The organism is Streptomyces sp. NPDC033966 (assembly GCF_055575955.1).
Window position 1 is genome coordinate 26,447 of record NZ_JBVIRQ010000025.1, and the last position, 17,906, is coordinate 44,352.

Annotated in this window: 11 protein-coding genes and 5 pseudogenes; 5 read left to right on the top strand and 11 right to left on the bottom strand. The window is 70.4% G+C overall.

Annotated elements, in window-relative coordinates:
• Nucleotides 1-45 precede the first annotated feature (45 nt).
• The 6 genes and pseudogenes from ACZ518_RS37430 to ACZ518_RS37455 all read right to left on the bottom strand — a co-directional run bounded on the left by ACZ518_RS37430 (nt 46) and on the right by ACZ518_RS37455 (nt 10,340).
• Complete coding sequence (locus tag ACZ518_RS37430; RefSeq protein ID WP_469117490.1) at nt 46-3,501, bottom strand: hypothetical protein; 3,456 nt, start codon at nt 3,499-3,501, stop codon at nt 46-48.
• A gap of 40 nt (nt 3,502-3,541) precedes the next feature.
• The gene (locus tag ACZ518_RS37435; protein WP_469117491.1) at nt 3,542-5,812 is read right to left on the bottom strand and encodes a hypothetical protein; all 2,271 of its coding nucleotides are present in this window, start codon (nt 5,810-5,812) and stop codon (nt 3,542-3,544) included.
• A 116-nt stretch (nt 5,813-5,928) separates the two neighbouring features.
• Nucleotides 5,929-8,478, bottom strand: coding sequence for a DUF6603 domain-containing protein (locus ACZ518_RS37440; protein WP_469117492.1), 2,550 nt, complete (start codon nt 8,476-8,478; stop codon nt 5,929-5,931).
• A gap of 315 nt (nt 8,479-8,793) precedes the next feature.
• Entirely contained in the window at nt 8,794-9,447 is a 654-nt protein-coding gene (locus ACZ518_RS37445) for a DUF7691 family protein (RefSeq protein WP_469117493.1), read from the bottom strand.
• A 225-nt stretch (nt 9,448-9,672) separates the two neighbouring features.
• Nucleotides 9,673-9,759, bottom strand: a pseudogene (locus tag ACZ518_RS37450) (IS5 family transposase); the annotation flags it as partial.
• Between the two features lie 77 nt (nt 9,760-9,836).
• Complete coding sequence (locus ACZ518_RS37455; protein ID WP_469117494.1) at nt 9,837-10,340, bottom strand: GNAT family N-acetyltransferase; 504 nt, start codon at nt 10,338-10,340, stop codon at nt 9,837-9,839.
• Nucleotides 10,341-10,701: 361 nt separating this feature from the next.
• Here ACZ518_RS37455 and ACZ518_RS37460 point away from each other — a divergent pair, with 361 nt between their 5' ends.
• Nucleotides 10,702-12,273, top strand: a complete 1,572-nt coding sequence (locus ACZ518_RS37460) for an alpha/beta hydrolase (protein ID WP_469117495.1) — start codon at nt 10,702-10,704, stop codon at nt 12,271-12,273.
• Between the two features lie 11 nt (nt 12,274-12,284).
• Here ACZ518_RS37460 and ACZ518_RS37465 read toward each other — a convergent pair.
• Nucleotides 12,285-12,410, bottom strand: a pseudogene (locus ACZ518_RS37465) (LuxR family transcriptional regulator); the annotation flags it as partial.
• A gap of 550 nt (nt 12,411-12,960) precedes the next feature.
• Here ACZ518_RS37465 and ACZ518_RS37470 point away from each other — a divergent pair.
• Together ACZ518_RS37470 and ACZ518_RS37475 are read left to right on the top strand one after the other, a co-directional pair.
• Nucleotides 12,961-13,998, top strand: coding sequence for an RICIN domain-containing protein (locus ACZ518_RS37470; protein ID WP_469117496.1), 1,038 nt, complete (start codon nt 12,961-12,963; stop codon nt 13,996-13,998).
• Between the two features lie 106 nt (nt 13,999-14,104).
• Nucleotides 14,105-14,338: pseudogene (locus tag ACZ518_RS37475) on the top strand (transposase); the annotation flags it as partial.
• A gap of 8 nt (nt 14,339-14,346) precedes the next feature.
• Here the strand turns inward: ACZ518_RS37475 and ACZ518_RS37480 are convergent.
• The 3 genes and pseudogenes from ACZ518_RS37480 to ACZ518_RS37490 form a co-directional block, all read right to left on the bottom strand.
• On the bottom strand, nt 14,347-14,646 hold the full coding sequence (locus tag ACZ518_RS37480; protein WP_469117497.1) for a hypothetical protein: 300 nt from the start codon (nt 14,644-14,646) through the stop codon (nt 14,347-14,349).
• 328 nt (nt 14,647-14,974) lie between these two features.
• Nucleotides 14,975-15,772, bottom strand: coding sequence for a hypothetical protein (locus ACZ518_RS37485; protein ID WP_469117498.1), 798 nt, complete (start codon nt 15,770-15,772; stop codon nt 14,975-14,977).
• A gap of 153 nt (nt 15,773-15,925) precedes the next feature.
• Nucleotides 15,926-16,180 (bottom strand): annotated as a pseudogene (locus tag ACZ518_RS37490) (transposase family protein); the annotation flags it as partial.
• 241 nt (nt 16,181-16,421) lie between these two features.
• On the opposite strand from ACZ518_RS37490, the gene ACZ518_RS37495 reads away from it, so the two are divergent.
• Nucleotides 16,422-17,003, top strand: a complete 582-nt coding sequence (locus ACZ518_RS37495) for a DinB family protein (RefSeq protein WP_469117499.1) — start codon at nt 16,422-16,424, stop codon at nt 17,001-17,003.
• Nucleotides 16,955-17,101: pseudogene (locus tag ACZ518_RS37500) on the top strand (IS630 family transposase); the annotation flags it as partial. The gene ACZ518_RS37495 and the pseudogene ACZ518_RS37500, both read left to right, overlap by 49 nt.
• Nucleotides 17,102-17,258: 157 nt before the next feature.
• On the opposite strand, the gene ACZ518_RS37505 reads toward ACZ518_RS37500, so the two are convergent.
• On the bottom strand, nt 17,259-17,768 hold the full coding sequence (locus tag ACZ518_RS37505; protein ID WP_469117500.1) for an SRPBCC family protein: 510 nt from the start codon (nt 17,766-17,768) through the stop codon (nt 17,259-17,261).
• Nucleotides 17,769-17,906 lie beyond the last annotated feature (138 nt).

The following is a 17,906-nucleotide window of genomic DNA, read 5'->3' on the forward strand; positions in this document are numbered from 1 at the left end:
TCCGGGCCGGCGCCGCCCTGGTGGAGCGGCGCCGGGGTGGTGGTGTCAGTTGCCGGTGCGGCTGTGGGCGACGGCGTTGTCGAGGGACAGGAAGCCGGAGCGGATCTCGGGTTCGGCCAGGGGAAGGTCGTACTGGTCCTGGCTGAGGATCGGCAGGTTCTGCCACTCATTGCCGCGGGGTTCGGTCCAGGTCCAGGTGCCGAGGATGCCGGCCGGGGTCGGCATGAGGACGGTCTCCTCGCTCTCGCCCTGCGGGCCGCGCAGGGCGGTGGTGGCGGCCAGAAGCGGGCCGGTGCGGAAGTTGACCGTCATCCGGGCGATCGCCTGGTCGGTGAACTCCTGGGGGATGAAGACCCGCTTGGTGGCGAGGATGTCGGTGGTGGCGTGCACGGCGGCCCGCGGGTCCAGGAGCACGGTGGCGACCGCGGTGTTGTGGTCGCCGAAGTCGAGTTCGAGGCTGGGGGTGTCCCCGATGGGCCGTAGGTAGTCTCCGGCGCCGGCTGCGGGGTTGATGACGGTCTCGAAGTGGTCGTAGTCGTCGTCCAGGACGTAGCCGACGAGGCCGTCGTCGCTCTGCTGGGCTTCGCCGAGGCGGATCCCCCAGGGGTGGGCGGGAAGCTTGGAGGGGGACGGCTTGAACAGGTTCTGCCAGCTGACGTCGGTGCGCAGGGGTCCGCGCAGGTCCAGGGTGAGGCGGGTGCGGACCAGGGCGAGGGGGCGGCCGAGGAGGAAACCGAGGCCGGGGTCGGCGGGCCCGTCGGGGTCGATCGTCTGCAGGGCGCGATCGACGGTGGCGCGGAAGGCGTCGAAGGTCGGCTCGCCGCGGGTCCGGACCGCATTCAGAAGGCGGTAGGCATGCGGGGCCAGGGCCTCCAGCTGTTCGAACCGCTCGACATCGGAGCCGGGCAGGGCCGACCAGCTCACCTCCCGCCGTCCCTCCCGGTTCAGGGTGGTTCGGAGCTCGCCCAGCGCCGCGCCTTCGGGGGCGTGGACGACGAGGGACTTGTCGAGGCGGTTGTGCAGCAGCCACGCGCAGACCGGGTTGGTCCCGGGGACGAGGTCGTTGTCCTGGTCGGTGGTGGCGGCGAGGAAGTCGAAGCGCAGGCGGGCCGGCTGGAGCAGGCGGGGGCCGAGTTCGACCAGGCGGCCGCTGTCGTAGTCGCTGACGGGGTGCGCGGGGCGCATGGTCTCGGGCATCTCGGGGTGGAAGTGCAGCGGGTTGGTGATGAGGTTGACGGAGCGGCCGAAGCGGTCGACGACGGCGAGGTCGAGGAAGGCGAGCTGGCCGGCGCGCAGGTCCTGGAAGGTGGAGACGGGGTCGGGGTCCCAGTCGTCGGTCTTGAGGGGGCCGGGGTTGGGCGGGGGGTAGTCGCCGTTGCCGATGAGGTCGGCGAGGTCGCCGGTGGGCTGGAGGCCGGCGGCGGGCTGGCGCTGGGCGATGGCGGCGCCGAAGCCGTCAAGGGTCTGGGAGAGGTAGTTCGCTTCGCGGGCCTGGGAACGGACGCGCCGCAGGGCGTCGGCGGGCAGCTGGTCGCGCAGACGGCTGTAGGTCTGCAGGGTGCCGTCGATGATGTGGCCGGCGGAGGGGGCGAGGGTCTGGCGGCCGGAGACGACCAGGGGGGTGCCTGGTTCCGCGGTGCCGTTGTACTGGTATCGGGATCCGTCGACGAAGTCCCAGTGCGCCGTGTCGCCATCACGGAACGGCAGGGGGAAGTACGCGGCCTTCCACAGCAGATACAGCGGCTGCCAGGGCATGTGCCACGGCTGGGTGCCGTACTCGGGCAGGATTCCGGTGACGTCCCGGATCTGGCCGGTCCTCAGGGCCCGGTCGAGGATGAGGAACTCGGCGAGCAGGGCGGGGAAGCAGGCCGGCTGCTGGCCGGTGAGGTCGATCTGGGCCGCGGTGGCTGCGACGTCGCTGGTGGTGATGCCCGAGGCGACCGTGACGGTGCGTTCGGGGGTGCGGCAGGGCAGGGCGGTGTCGCGGGTGAGGGGGGCGTGCAGGTTGGCGCCCTCCAGGGTGAGGACCGGGTCGGCGCTGTACTCGAAGTCCTGGGCGGGGACGCGGATGAGGCGGCGGGCGGCGCGGGTGCCGAAGGCCGGGTGCAGGGTGTCGATGCTCGTCGCGAGCTCGGCCTCGCTCTTGCCCCAGGGCAGTGCGGCGCGCTGCTCGGCCAGGCGGCGTGCGAGGGCGACGACGTGCCCTGCGGCGCCATCGGGGTTGCCAAGGGCGAGTTCGGCCTCGATGCGGGCGTCGAAGTCGTCGGACCGGCGCTGTAGCCGAGTGAGCCACCACAGGTGGTAGAGGCGTTCGCGGGCCGCGTCGAGGTCGGCTTCAGTGACGTCGTGCTCGGCCTGGCGACGGTTGAGGTCGGCAACGGTCTCCGCCTCCGCCGCCCTGGTCGCGCGGGAGACGGTGCGGCCGGTCTCCTCGCCGCGTTCGCCGACGAACCACCGGTAGCCGCCGGCGACGGGGCCGAAGGCAGTGTCGTGAGCTCGGCGGTCGGTGAGGATGTCGGCCTCGGGCCGGTCGCGTTCCTCCAGCGCATCGATGCCGCCGAGGAGGAAGGCCCGGAACAGGCCGGCCTCGTCGGCCGAGAGGGCGCCGGGGCCGTCGGCCTGGCCGCCGAGTTCGGCGACGGCCTCGGCGATGCTGTTGGACACGATCGCGGTGACGTCACCGGGCGTCGGGCAGGCGGAGTCGGGGACGGAGCCGTTGAGGTTCCAGTCCAGGCCCAGGACGGTTCCGGAGTAGACGGAGGTGCGGATGCCGCTGCCGGAGGCGACGGGTGGCCTCCACTGCAGGCGCTCCAGCAGGGCTGCGAGGTCGTCGGGGTCCGCGAGGATGTCACTGGCCGGGTCGGCATACCAGCCGGCCACGAAGTAGCTGAGCCGCTCGTTCTCGGGCAGTTCCCCCTCGGGCACGTCGAGGAGGGTGTCGTGCATCGAGAAGACGTTGGTGTTGTAGGGCTGGAAGACGGAGAACGTCAGCAGGCCGGGGCCGATCGCGGTGAGGAATGGCGCACGGCCGTCGGCCGGCTCGCGCCAGGGGCCGGTGAGCTGGTGGCACTTGCCGATCTTCGTGGCGGACGGCTCGGCGCTGCCGGGGTCCTGGAAGGAAACGCTGCCGTTCATGGGGTCGAGGTAGTCGCTCTCGACGATCCACGCCTTGAGCGTGCGAGTGCTGTCGGTGTGGCGCACGACAAGCCACCGGTTCGGGACCAGGGGGAAATCACCGACGCCCTCCTCCTCGTCGTGGCGGCCGCGGGTGAGGGCGGCGGGAAGCTCCCACTGCAGGTAGACACCGAGTCGGTCCTCGCGTCCGGTCCACTCTTCGGTACTGGAGAACGGGGCCGGCTCCGGGGGGACGCCTTCGCCGATGTTCCTGAAGTTCGTGATCCACCGGTGGAAGACATGCGGGGTGCCGGTGTCGCGGGTGGTCCGGTTGACGGCCAGGGCCGCGACCTCGACCGGCACGATGAGGGTGTTGTCCACGGACATGGCCCGGGATCCTTTCGTCAGCGCGAGTGCGTGGCGGGGCTCAAGGCCGGGAGAACGTCTGCGCCTGCGGCGCGTTGATCATCTGCAGGGCGAACTGCGCGGAGGAGATCCGGGAGACCCCGTGCGCTCGGGACAGGGCGGGCAGCAGAGCATCGCCGGGGCCGTCGACGTTGAGGACGTCGCGGCCACCGGGGCGGAGGAACCGGGCAAAGCGACCGGAGGCATCGGAGCGGGTCCCGGCGGGCGGGAACTCGCCCATGGGGTGGCCGATCCGGTCGCCGGTGATCTCGCGCAGCTCGATCGTGCCGACGTCGCCGATGCCGAAGCACAGGCCCCGCGGCGGCTCGGCCAGCTCGAAGCGGTCGATCACCTCCGGGAAGAGCATGAGCCGCATCTCAGTGCCGTAGACCGCGTCGCGCACGGGTTCGACGACGTCCGGTCCGGTGTAGGCGGTGACGATGGTGTTCGGCCAGTTCGGGACCAGGCTGGAGTTGATCAGCACCGCGCACTTCGGCACCGGCCCGCCGCCGACGGCGAGGGCGTTGAGATCGGCGTCCAGGGCATGTCCGACGCCGACGCTCAGCACGCCGTCCACCGCCGCCCGCACCCAGGCGGCATCGACGTAGGCGAAGCGAATGCTCTCGGCGGGCAGTGCGCGGCTGTCGGGGACCAGGTGGGACAGATCCAGCAGCTCCAGACGGCGCAGCGCGTTCAGCCAGCCGGTGACCTTGTCGAACTCGGCGGCGGCGGCCTGGGTGAGGAGACCTGCGACACCGGGCTGGGTGAGGACGGCACGGACGTCGCCGGGGCTGCGCCGGGTGCGGGCGGCGGTGCGACGGCGGCCCGAGCGCAGCTGTGGGCCCGCCTGGTCGAGGGCCTGGACGAGGCGGGCGCTGCCGCCGCGTCCATCCCCGCCTTCGCTGTCGCCGCCGACGGTGAGGAGACGGTCGAACGCCTCGTAGGCCAGGGGCGCGGTGACCTGGCGGGCGGTGAGCGCCGTGGCCGCCCGGGAGGCCAGGTCGGGGTGGGAGGCGAGACGGCGGGCGGCTGTGCGGGCGGCGGAGCGGAACTCCAGCAGGGCGGTGCGGAACTCGGCGTCGGCCAGGGCCAGGGTGCGTCCGATGGTGAAGGCTGCGGCGTAGGCGGTGTCGAAGACGCCGTACTGCTGGAGGTAGATCAGTGCCTCGCCGGCCGAGTCCAGACGGCCTTCGGGTCCGGCGGAGGGGTCGGGAAGCTCCTGTGCGGGTTGGGCGGTGAGGGGGCCGCGGTAGAAGGCAAGGGTGCGCTCGCCGCTCTCCAGGCGCTGGGGCAGGGCGACGGCGCCGCCCGCCATGCGGTCCAGGGCCTCCTTCTGCGGGCCCGCCGGATTGGCCGGACCGGAGGCCGGTACGCGCAGGCGCAGTTCATCGGCGGGGCGCGGCGTTTTGCCGTCGGTGGTGGCGAGGTGCTGGGCGAGGTCGCCGAAGCCGATGCCGGAGTCGGGTTCGGTGGTGAAGGACCAGGAGGTGAGGGAGACCAGGCGCACACCCTCGGCCGGTGCGGGGGCGGTGAGGTATTGGTCGTGGCCTTCGAGGGAGACCAGGTGGGCGACGTGCCGCCCGCCGGTGGCGGCGGGGAAGCGGTTGGCGACCAGGACGGCGTTGAGTTCGCCCTCGTCCGGCTCCGGGTCGGCGCCGGAGAGGGTGGCGTCGGGACGGCCGCCCTCGCGCAGGTGGGCGAGGTGGCCCATCTCAGCGGGCAGCGGCTTTACCGCGTCGAAGACGGCCTTGGGAACGAGGATCGTGGCGCACTGCTCGTCGTACTCGTCAGGGCGCAGGCTCGCCAGCGGCAGGGCGGGAGGCTTGCCCGCACCGTGGGCACCGTTCAGGAGCTGGCGTACGGTGCCGGCCTTGACGAGTCCCACCGCGTCCGGGTCTTCGGGGAGTTCGTCCTCGCGGAACAGCAGCAGAGCCATCCACGGGACGGCGCCCGGCTGGCCGAGGCCGAGGAGGCGGTTCCAGGGCAGGCCGGGGGCGTCGAGGTTGATGTGGGCGAGGGTCTGGCTGTAGGTGCCGATCGCGTCGGGGACGGGGAACTGTGCGTTGATGCCGGTCGGGTCGAAGCTGAAGCGCGGCTGGATGACGTCGAAGGGCTGTGGTGCGGCGTCGACGGTTCGGTCGGCTCCGTCGACGTCCTTGAGGATCTGCCGGTTGCCGATGATGTAACGGCCGGCGTGCAGGGAGGGGATGCGGTGGTCGAAGAACCGGGTGCGGTGCTCGGCCGCCGGTGCGCTGGTGCGCGGCTGGGGAGCGGGTTCGGAGGTGGTGGTCACGGGGCGTGCCTTTCGACAGGACGCGGCGGGCGGGAAGGTCATGGGTGCCGCGGGTGGGCGCGCGGCGGCGCGGGCCGCCCGCACGATGAGTACGGGCGGCCCTGGCAGGGGCCGGGTCAGCCGGCGGCCACGAGCATGGGCTCGGCGGTGAAGGTGGTGCCCGCGGCATGCGCGTAGCCGCTCAGGTCGGTGTCGAGGGCGCCTAGGTCCGCACCGAGACCGGCCAGTGCCTGGGCCAGGGCGGTGCGGCTGGCGCGGGTGGCGGTGGTGTCGATGCCGTCCTGGATCGCGGCGATGACGTCTCCGGTCCGCGTCGGCACCGGGCCCGTGGCCTGTTCGCTGGCGGAAAGCGGCTGGTTGCCGTCGGGGTTGATCGGGTCGAAGGAGATGGCCTTCTCGTCGAGGAACCCGGTGGAGGTGCCGTGGTCGACCGGCGGGGACGTCAGCCGCATCCCGAGGATCCGGTCGGGGATGATCCCGTCGTTCGGTGCGTCCGGCTGCTGCCCCCACAAGCCGTTGGGCACATTCCCGCGCAGCACCGCGCGGCCCCAGGGCGTCAGCGTGTAGGCGTGCCCGTTGTAGGTGAGCCAGATGCGCAGCTCACTGCCCTTGCCGCGCACGTGCATGGGCAGGATGTCCACCGGATCGTCGCTGGCGACCTCGATGGTGTCACCGCCCTGGTTCAACAAGACATTGCTGACAGGGGCCTGGGTGTCGGCGGTGAAGGTGAAGCCGCCGTTGCTGACCAGCCACGGCTTGACCGCTCCGGGGGCGGCCGGGGCGCCTTCACCGGTGTAGCCGGCGATCGCCGTGGTGCGGACCATGTTCTCGGGCGGCGGGAGCATGCCCTGGAAGCCGCCCCAGTCCAGCGCCGGCGCCTGGCTGCGCCGGCCGGCGCCGAAGCCGATGGTGAAGGAGATGAACCACAGGTGGACGGTGGCCTCGCCGCCGACCGCCGGTCCCCAGACGCGGACGCTGACGCCGACCTCGACCGAGATCCGGATCTTGACGAACCAGACCTTGATGGTCGCGGAGACCCCGACCCGGATCCCCATGCCAACGTCGAAGTAAAAGGGGTTCCACTCCAGCAGGGCGTCCACCCGGGCGGTGAGCCAGGCGCGGAGCATGCCGGACTGGAAGACGACGTCCAGCGAGCCGCCGGCCATCAGGGACTTGGGCGTGAACGCGGCATAGGCGTTGCCGGTGATGTTGACGGTCGAGCCGACGCCCCAGGTCAGACCCGCGGGCTGCTGGCGGGGGTAGCGGGCGGGCAGTTCCCGCCCGGCGGGGATCGCGCCGAGCGTGAACGCGAAGTCGCCGGCGTGCGGGTGGTTGCCGAACCAGAACTTCATGCCGACGCCGCCGCGCAGCTTGCAGTTCGGGTCGATGAGGAACGTCTTCTCGGTGAACGCCGCGCCGATACTCAGCTCCCCGGCGGTCGGACGCAACGTGGCCTCGATGCCGATCTCGACCCGGGCGATCTTCTTGTCGCTCTTGGTGGGCAGCTGGGTGCCGCCGACGCCGAGGAGGCTGATCGTCAGGTCGGAGCCGGTCTGGACGAGTGCCATGGCGTGGCCGCGGAAGGTCTCGAAGCAGTCGAAGGCCAGGCCCGCGGCGAACCACAGGTCGCCCTGCTGCGGGCGCACCCACGGGTTGGAGCCGCCGATCAGCTCTCCGAGGACCTTGAGCGGATCGACCTCCTCGTCGTCGGCGCCGATCTCACCCGGGTTGTCGAGCGCGACCAGGAAGGGGAAGCTGCCCAGGGCGTCGGCGGCCGGGACCCGCACCCGGCTGTTCCAGCCGAAGCCGGCGGAGATACCGCGCACCTGGAACAGCGGCGGCCCGAACCCGACCTGGCTGCCCAGCGAGCCGTAGGCGAACAGCGACGGATCGGCGCCGGTGCCGTCGGGGATGACGTAGGCGCCCATCGCGGAGCCGTTGAACGCACCGGTGTCCACCAGCAGCACCCCGCCGACCACCGTCTTGTACGGCGGGGCGGCCGGCAGCGCGGTCAACGCGCCGGCGATGCGCAGCGGCGGGTTGTAGTAGTCGACGCTCAAGCCGTTCTCGCCGCCCGGGGTGCCGATCGGCGACCATCCGCGCACTGCCGGGGAGTCGAGGACACGCACGCCCTTGCGGCGGCGCGGCCCGGGACGGGGGGTGAGGATGCCGTGCTCGGTGACCAGCGCCCGGCCGGTGCGGTCGCGGGCGGCTCCGTCACGGCGCCCTGCCGCAGGCAGGGCCCGGCCAAGGCCGTCCAGGCGCTCGGGGTCGGTCGGCGGCGCAGGGCTGCGCCCGGTCAGCCGCAAAGCCCTGCCGTCCGCCAGCGCCCAGGCCCCGGCGGGCAGTGACGTACCGTCCGGAGCTCCGTCGACCAGGACCAGACTGCGGCCCTCGCCGAGATCGACCGCGGCCACCGTTCCGGTCACCCACTCGCCCTCGACGGTGAACGCGACATCCACCGGCGCCGAGGACGCGGTGATCGTGGCCTGCCCGCCGACCGACAGGGTCCGCGAACCGCACACCGCGCCGTCGATCCGCACGGTGCCGCCCGGAAAGACGAGCGCTGCGGCGTCGGGGTCGGCGAACACGGCCACCGGGATCTCGACCGCACCGCCCGCCGCCTGGTCGAGAAGCTTCCGTATGTCTTCGACGCGTGCTGTCACAGGGATCCAGCCCTCTACTCGCGGCACAAGGGGAAGGCGAAAGCACGCCCTGATACCCGTGTCGGGCCCGGCGTGTCCGCTGCAAGGAGCCTAGCCAGGCAAGCACTCAACACGTTCATGCAACTACATAGAGCGAAGAAGTTGACCTAAAGGCGATACCCACCCCCTCACGGGTGGAAGGCACGACGTGGACGGCATCGTCGTCCATGCAGGAACGTTCCATCCGGCTCCGCAAAGCCCTCCGGACTCGGCTGACCCTGACCCGGAGGGAGCGGCCGCTTCCTCGGCCGCTTCGTCGGCCGCTCCCTCAGTGGGTCAGCCGGTGATCGAGAAGAAGATCGAGCCGTCCTCGGCCCACCACCAGGCGCCCTCGCCCTCGTTCCACTCCGAGGCCCAGCCGTCGAGGGCCTCGATGAGCTCCCCGAGGTCGTACCGGAGATCGGCGTCGACGCGGTCCAGCACCGCACGGTAGGCCTCCACCGCGGGGCCGGCCTTCGCGAGGGGCCAGCAGCCGATCTCCGGTGAGCCCTCCAGGGGATGGGGTATGTGGAACCCGATCTCCGAGGGCGGGCCGCTGAAGACGTACTGGTAGGGCAGCAGGTCGGCCGGGACGCCCGCCGAGCTGAGGGCGTCGTCCAGGGCGGAGAAGTAGGTGACGGGGCTCCGGTAGCTCGCCAGGGTCGAGCTGTCGCTCGCGTTGTGGTCGATGATGATCTGGAGGGCCGCGTAGTAGGCGCAACCGGCGTAACCGGCGGAGGAGTCGGCCCGGCCGGAGACCAGCTCCTCCAGGGCGTCCGGGACCGACAGCCCCCAGTCCACGCCCTGGTGGTCGAGGCTGTCCTGACGTGCCTTCGCCCTGACGCGCATGTTGTCCAGGCGTTCTGATTCGTCGGCGCTCAGATCCAGGGCGGGCACGAAGCGCACGATCTCGCCGGGGTTCGCCATGCTGTAGTTCACTACCTTGCTCATGGGTTCATGCTGCCAAAGGGCACTGACAGCCCGGTGTCCGGGACCGGTTCGCAGGTGCCGGAGCCGCCTGGGGTCTGTCGTCAAAGTGATCCTGGATCGCGGATCGTGGAGTGGTGATACGCCGCCATGAACCGTCCGATGCCGAGTGGGAACCCGTGCGGCCGGTGCTGCCCCGGCCGGTGCTGGGGCGGCCACGGCTGGACGACCGCACGGTCCTCAACGGGGCTTGCGGCCCGGCACCTTCTTCCCGCCGTCGTAGCCGCGTGAGGCGGCCGCGGCCTTCACTGACTGCGCGTCGATGATCTCCGCCGTGGCGGCCGCCCGCTCCGCGTCCGTCATGTCCGACGGATACCGGCGCACCTTCCACGCGCGGAAACCGCCGCAGTCACTTACGTGTCGGGATGCTGCGGCAGGGCGAGCCAGTCCGACCAGGAGATCTCAAGGCCGAGGAAGCGCGGCTGCTCGAACGGCCAGTCGGCGGCGATCCACTGCGGCACCAGCGCGTCGAGGGCCTGCTCGACCTTGCTGCCCACCAGCTCGTCCACCACCCACCAGGAGATCTCGCCGTCCGCGCCGGCCCTCTCCGGCGGGTCGACGTAGACACAGCCGAGCAGTACCGTCTCCGCCGCGTCGAACAGCGCGTAGTTGAAGGACTGGTGCGCGGCGATCTCCTTCTCGTGCCGCAACAGGTCGGCCTGGTCGGCCTCGTAGGTCATGGTGGCCGCGGGCCAGCCCCAGGCCGGCCCGTAGACAGTCCACAGCCTCTCGCGCGAGCCCATCACAGCCGGATAGTCGAGCGGGGTGTCCGCCTCCCGGATCGGCCGCAGGTGATGACCACCGCCCGGCAGCGGTACCAGGACGGGGTGGACGAAGTCATCGGGAAGCCAGCTCATGGCGCCCGACCGTAGCAGGGCGCGGCCGTCCGCTCCCCTGGATTTTCCCCGCATACCGCCAGGCCCTGCTCTCATGCCGGGCAAGGCCCGCGATCACCCGATCGAGACTCCCGTTCGATCGACAAGTCCATGATCGGTATGGCAACGGCTTCTTACGGCAGGCGCGTGGCCGGGACGGCCCTCAGCGCAGCCGCGCCGACGGCCTCCTCCCGGAGGAGGAGGCCGGACCGGGCCGCAGGTCCCGGACCAGGGAAGCACAGGACCGGGGTCCTCGTGCCCTTGGGCGATGTGCCGTACCAGGGCGGGTTCCTAGCCTCGGGGCATGCGATCACACGAAGCGGACGATGCTCAAGGAGACCCCGTGACCACTGCCAGCCCCGCCGCACGCCGCGCCTTGGCCGTGGGCCTCACCCTCGCCGCCTGCCTCACGTCCTCCCCCGCCCTGGCCACGGCCGCCGAGACCCCCGCCCAGGACAGCTCCGGGGCCGGACTGGACCGGTACTACCGCCAGCACCTCGGCTGGGGCAGCTGCGTCAAGGGCCCCGACGACACCACGGGCCGCGATCTGGACCAGGCAGGCGTGCAGTGCGCGGACGTGACCGTGCCCCTGGACTACGCCGACCCCCGGGGGCGCACGATCACCGTGGCGATCTCCCGGCTCAAGGCCACCGACACCCGCCACCGCATCGGCGCGATCCTCCTCAACAACGGCGGTCCGGGCGGTCCCGCGCTCCAGTCCCCGCCGCAGGCCCGCGCGTCGATGAAGGAGGTCGGCGCGCGCTACGACATCGTCGGCTTCGACCCGCGCTTCATCGGGCGCAGCACCGCGCTGGACTGCGGCTTGCCCGTCGGCATGACCTGGCTGTCCGCCGGCACCGGCCGGGCGGGCTTCGACCGCCAGGTCGCCCTGCAGAAGAGCCTGGCCGACAAGTGCCGGGCCACCGACGCCGCGGTGCTCCCGCACATCACCACCCGCAACACGGCCCGCGACATGGACGTCATCCGCGGCACGCTCGGCGAGCGGAAGATCTCCTTCCTGGGCTACTCGTACGGCACCTACCTGGGCACGGTCTACATGCAGATGTTCCCCGGCCGCCACGACCGGATGGTGCTGGACGGGGCGATCAACCCGAGCGACTACCGCCCCCGGCTGCTTAAAGGCACCGAGCACGAGAACGAGAAGGCGCTGTCCGATTGGGCCGCCTGGGCCGCGGAGCACCACGACACCTACGGCCTCGGCCGCAGCCGCGCCGAGGTGCTCGCCGCCGTCGACCGCATCGTCGCGGCGGCTACGCGCGGTCCGCTGACCATCGGCGCCGGCGCCGATGCCTTCCGGATCGACGACAGCCAGGTGCCGCTCCTCCTCTTCTCGGGCATCGCGGACGACACCGCCCCGGCGCGGGCGTCGTTCGGCGAGCTGCTTTCCGTACTGGCCGAAGCCGCGGAGGGCCAGCCGACGACGGTGCCGCCGATGCTCGTCCCGGAGCTCCGGTACGTGCTGCGCGGTGAGGGCGAGCCCACCGGCGCGCAGTCCGCCGTCATCTGCGGGGACGTGGCCGCCGCGCGCGATCCCGAGCTCTACTGGCGGGACATCGAGCGCAATCGCACCGCGCACCCGCTGTTCGGCGCTCTGACCAACAACATCAACCCGTGCGCCTTCTGGGACTCGCCGCGCGAAGAGCCCACCCGGGTGCGGCGCGATGCCCCCGCACTGATCGTCGCCGCCACCGGTGACCCGCGTACGACGTACAAGGGAAGCGTCGAGCTGCACAAGCAGCTGCCGAGCTCCAGGCTGGTCACCCTCGAGGGCGCCAACCGGCACGCCCTCTACGGGCGCTACGGCAACGCGTGCGTGGACGACCATGTCAACCGGTACCTGGCCACCGGCAAGCTGCCGGCGAGGGACCGGACCTGCGTCAAGCAGGCGGGGTAGCGGCCCGCGGTTCACGTTCCGAGTGCGCGGGCCAGCAGCAGTCTGCGGTTGTTCGTCACGATCTCGGCGGACACCGACTTGAGGTGGTCCCGCACGGTGTGCTCGGAGACGAACATCTGGCGGGCCACCGTGTGGCTGTCCCGCCCTTCACTTCACCAGATGGCTGTCACCGAGGAGATCAGCGAGACGCTCTCACGTCGCCCTGACCAGGCTCTGAAGTTGAACCGGCCCCGCCGAGCCTCATGGATCCGGAGGCTCGGCGGGGCCGGTCGCACCCGTCGCACCGGCGGGCCCGGGAATACCCTGCGGACCAGTCGGGCCAATGGGGCCGACCTCTCCGGACGGAAGCCGGCGCCACCTTCATCGTCCGGGCCGCCGCCTGCCCCTAGCGGGATTCCCGCCCCGCTCCCCCACCGGGCTGGCGTCACTCACACGGTCCGGCGTCCGTCGGTGGCCGTGGCCTGGTTCTGCTCCGGGGAGTTCAGCCCGATACCGGCACATCTCGTGATCCACCGCCGCTCCCTTCGGGTTGCAGCCCCCGTCGCTGTGGCCGGATGACGGTTGTCCGGAACCGGGTGTACCTCGACGCCCCTTTCACGGCTCTTGGCGCACGTAGCTGTGCTCGCCACTCTTTGAGGAGAAGCCGTGCGTTCGAGAAGGAAACTGTCGGTTCTGGCCGCTGTCTGTGTGAGTGCCCTGGCGGTCGGGGGGCTGGCACAGCCCGCAGTCGCGGACGGCTCGGTCAACGGTCCCGTCGAGAACTGCAACGCCGCGGCCGCCGTGTCGCCGGGGTCTTTCGGCACCGGCGCGCTGTCGTGGTGCATTCTGGCGTCCAAGCAGAGCGGTGAGACCAAGAAGCTGGCCCGCGAGGGGTTCGTCAAGGGCCTGCTCGAGATGCTGACGAACCACACCGGCGGCAATTACAACATCATGATTTTCGACGTCAAGGGCAAGAACGCCTTCGGGGACCCCTGGTTCGTCCACCCCTACACCGCGAACCTCAAGGACGTGGCGTACCAGGGCGACATCGAGTACAACGACGCGACCTCGCGCGAGGACCAGACCTACCGGATCTGGATCTTCTCCGGCGGCGGCAGCTTCACCAACCACGGCGACGGCGGATGGATCAACTGGGGCTTCTACGGCCTGTGGGACCGCAACGGCTCCACCGTCGACTTCCGCCCCACGATGGTGCCGGCCACGACCCCCGGCGTCCCCAAGGGCGAGACGCCCGGTCCCGGCGACACCCCCATCACGCCGGGCGTACCTGCCCAGCCCGGCCCCCGTCCCGGCTTCCGCGCCGACAGCGCGGCAACGACGCCCTCCGGATCAGGCCGCCCGCCCGTCGGCGTCCCGGTGCGCCTGAAGACCGTCAACAACCTCGGGGCTGCCGCGACGAACGCCGCCTCCGGCTCGACGGTGGTCGCGGGGAAGCTGGGTGACACCAACTCCACGTGGACGTTCAAGGAGGCGGGCGGCGGCCGCTACGAGATCGCCAACGGCCTCGGTCCGGTCCTCACCGAGAACACGAGCACCTACTTCGCGTCCATCACCGCCTGGAAGGGCGGCGCCGCCCAGAAGTGGGAGGTCATCCCCATCAAGGGCGACACCTATCAGATCAGGATCAGTGACCAGGACTGCCTGACCTACCACGAGGACTACAAGAAGCTCGGCGTGTGGACCTGCGACGGTTCCCAGGGCCAGCAGTGGACCATCGCCCGCTGAGCAGCACCCCGACGGGGCCCGCAGCCGCGCCACCGCGCGCCTTCGGGCCCCGGCAGACAACCGCTCAGGCCGCGCCGTAGCCGGTCAGATGCTCACTGAGCGCCAGGGCGAACGGCTGCCGCAGTGGCTCGATGCCGTCCGGCGAGACGACCTCCCCGGCCTCCACTCACTCGCCGCAGGTATCGGCCGTGACCGCGATGCGGTCATCGCCGGTCTCACCCTGCCCTGGAGCTCAGGCGTCGTCGAAGGCCACGTCAACCTAATCAAGATGCTCAAACGCCAGATGTTCGGCCGGGCCGGCTTCGCCCTTCTCCGCGAACGCGTCTTGCTCTATTCCTAAGGCACAGGTCAGACCCCATCCTCAAGGAGCCCGAAGCCTTCCGGGAACCCCTCCAGAAACTCGCGCCGCGCCAGGTCGGACTCGGCGTCGGCCATCGTCCCCAGCAGGTCGATCAACTCGTTCCGCTGTTCGCTCGACAGCTTGCTGACCAAGTGGGCGACGCCCTCCATGACCTTGACGGCGTCGTCCGGATCCATCTGTTCGTCTTCACTGCGCTCGACGAACCACAGGACATCGACCAGAGCCTCGGCCAAGGCATGAGTCAACGACGAGTACACGGGCATCAAGGCGGATTCCCAGCAGGTCACGGCAGCAGAGTCCGGCTATCCCACCACACACCACTGACAACGAAGCAGGGGTTGGCCCGCCCGTATCGGGAGGGCGGGTCGACGCATCGGCCCATATATCTCCATGAGGTGGAGCAGCTTGTGCTGAGACCTCTCTGGGGCTGGCGGCAGAGCCGGCCGGCCATCCGGCCCGGCCTCGGGGATCAATCGGGCAGCGGTTAGCGGTAAGGGATGACCACCTTGTCCCTAAAGGCTGTCCCGTACCCTTCCGCCCCAGATCGGTTGCCACCGAACTTGGACCGGTTTCCTGAGTGGCCGTGGCCGTCGCCGTAGCGATAGCCGGGAGGCTTCATGCGTTCGTGCGGTAGGTCATGAACCAGTGGGTGTCGAAGTAGTGGGCCATGGTGAAGGGGTGGTCCTTCTCAAGGAGGATGCGGCAGACGAACTCTGCGGTTGAACAGTCGAAGGGAACGTTCTCGCCGTCAAATGTCTGTATGGCGACGGGCCAGTGGTCAGGGTCTCCGTCGTCGATCTGCCAGCAGTACAGATTCTCGTGCTCGGTGCCTGCCCAGACGAGCAGGCCGTCTTCCTTCCAGTCAGTCCACGGTTCCTGGTTCAGACGGAGGTACGCGTCGAAGGCGCCCTCCCCGAACGTCTCCACCATGCGCTTGTAGTCGCGGGGAAGAGGCGTGCCCATGCGCGCCTCGATGTGCGCCCAGTCGACGTCCGGTCGCTGGGGCGGCAGGATCCAGCCGGTGATGCCGATGAGCCGCTCGACCCAGTCTTCGTCCTGGCCGGCGATCCCCGCAGGCAGCACGTGTACCTGCCGCGGGATGACCGCCAGCACCGGCACGATGTCGCCCTGAGCATCCAGTGCGGTCCCCGCGCCGAGCCACTGTCCCCCATGAGCCCAGGCCACTACCGTCTCGGCACGGCCTTCGAGGAGGTCGAGGAGACCTGCGCCATGAGCCTCGCTCACGCCCGGTTCCGTGATGCCGTCCAGGACGAAGGTCCGTGGTTTCCCGTGACGGGATGCCAGCTTCTCGACCAGAGCGTGGGGGTCGGTGTCCTGCGAGAGGTACAGAACCCCGCTCGGCCCGGGGATCCGGTCCAGCAGGTTGTCGAGCATCGAATGGGTGAACTCCATGGAGGACAGGAAAGCGCACCCCACTGACAAGAGCCCAGGATCCGACTCCGATGACAACCGGTCCAAGTTCACTGTCCGAGCACAGCTACCGTGCGACGCCGTTCGAACAAGGCGACCCCGCCCGCGCCCCCGCTCCCCCGCAGGGTGGGGCCATCCGGTGAGGGCGAGGTTGTGCAGGATCTTCCAGGTCCTCATCCGGGCGAAGGCGTGCTCGACGCGGGCGCGAACCGATGTGTGGCACTTGTTGTGTGCCCGTTTCCAGCCGGGCAGATCATCTCCCTTGCCGCGGCGACGCGGCATGACGAGCCCGGTACCCGGGTAGCCGCCACCGGCGGTGGTCATCGTGTTGCCGACGGCGGCCTTCGCACCGGACTCCGCCCAGGCCCGGCAGTCTGCTTCAGCCGCCGGCCGATATATTCGCTACGTCTACCGGGATGACGCCCCAGCGATCCTGGACAAGGAGCAGGGCCGAGTCAGCGTCCACCACTTCTTGGATGGCTACGGCAAGCTGAGAGGTTGTCTCACGTGGACACGTTCCTGAGCTCCTTGCAGCAGGTCGGTGACCATGGCTGACCACGGCTCCGCCGGTCGTTGCGGACCGCGTACGGGATCTTGAGACCATGGGCAGCCCATGGCAGGCTCGTGTCGCATGATCGATGAGTTCGCGAAGGACAACCTGCACAAGAGACTGCGGCGGGACCGTGAGGCGCTGCTCTGGAAGCTCGACGGCTTGTCCGAATACGACGCCCGCCGGCCTCTTACAGCGACCGGGACCAACCTCCTCGGCCTGGTCAAACACGTGGCCACGGTCGAGGCCAGGTACTTCGGTGAGGTCTTCGACCGCCCTTCTCCGGAACCGCTGTGCCGGTGGCAGGACTCCGACGGCAGCGATCAATGGGCGGCCGAGAACGAGACGCGCGATCAGATCGTCGGGTTCTACCGGCGCACGTGGGAACACTCGGACGCGACGATCAACGAGCTTGCCCTCGATGCCCCCGGCCACGTGCCCTGGTGGTCGGAGCCTTATCCGAACACGAACCTGTTCGCCATCATGGTCCATGTCCTCGGCGAGACCATCCGGCATGCCGGGCACGCCGACATCCTGCGCGAGGGCGTCGACGGCCGGACCGGGGTGCGTGCCGAAAACGAGCAGCCGATCGACGAGGAAGCCCGTGCAGCCTACTTCGCGAAGATCGAGCAGGCCGCCAGGACGGCGCCCCGATCTACGTGATCCTCGACAACCTCTCCGCCCGCCTGAATGGGAGAATCCGCACGTGGGCGGTCCGAAACGAGGTCGAGCTGTGCTTCACCCCAACCTACGCGTCCTGGCCGACCCGATGCCTGTCCGGGCACCGCACTCTGTGCCAGAACCGCGTTTTGGAAACGCCCGGATGCCTGCTTCAGGACCATGGTTCTGCTTGCGAGACGAGGACGGCCTGTCAGTGGGCAAGGGCAGACTGCGCGCCCCCGTACTCGTGCTACTGCATCAGCCGCACGGTTCCTGTCGTGGTGAGCGCGGCATGCGGTCCAGACGCCGCATCGCTTTGCCGAAGGTCTTCTCCACACGGCTGCGGCCGGCGCGCATCATCAGGCGGACGGGCCGGGGGCCGTCGGCGGCCATGGTCCAGCTGACCCTGGTCGCCGTCCGGGACAGCGGGGTCAGTCTCCACTCCTCCATCATCGCCGTGATGCCGGGCACGTTCGTCTCCTCGACACGGTAGGCGAAGCGCTCGCCCGGGTCCCAGGCGATGACGGCCTCATGGAATCGAAGGCCGCCGGCGACGCGCAGGTGCCGCGTCGTGCCGATGCCGAACGGGGGTGCTCCCTGGTACTGGCATTCCCGCGCGAAACCGAGCCAGCGCGGCCAGTCCTGCGGCCGGCCGGCGAGCTGCTCGAAGAGGAGGTCCGCCGGCGTATGGAGGTCGCGGGTGCATGCCTGCCGGACGGGTGCGCGTGCGAGGAACCCCGGGTCTTCCGAGCGCAGCCGGTGCGTCATGGCGCCATCGTCGAGCCTTCGTGCCACGTGCGCAGCACCGGTGCTCCGGAAGGGGTACGAGGTTCGGCCTTCGGGGGCGGCCGGTGCCCTCTCGGGCTACTCGCGGGCGTCAGCAGGGGCCCGGTCCTGCCGGCGGAC